Raw genomic sequence first — 203 nt, forward strand, 5'->3', positions numbered from 1 at the left:
CTTTGCACACTTGTGATAAGTGCTTGAAGGGCTTGATAGTCCTCATCCATCTCATTCTTCATGATGTTAATCTCTGCCGCTGAAGCTAAACCACCATGACCTGCGATGGCAGTAAGTTTCAGGTATCTGCTTGCGACCGGAGCAAATTCTGCGATTTTCTCAGTGCTGTCATCATCCCAGCTTCCGCCTGTAACTGGTGTGAA

At 47.3% G+C, this 203-nt stretch carries 1 protein-coding gene; it reads right to left on the reverse strand.

Going from position 1 to position 203, the window contains the following annotated elements:
• The coding region (locus UQ64_RS31465; RefSeq protein ID WP_167348537.1) for a hypothetical protein at positions 1–203 on the reverse strand (203 nt) is incomplete at both ends.

The sequence above is a fragment of the Paenibacillus etheri genome, from assembly GCF_001012825.1.
Taxonomy (GTDB): domain Bacteria; phylum Bacillota; class Bacilli; order Paenibacillales; family Paenibacillaceae; genus Paenibacillus_AQ; species Paenibacillus_AQ etheri.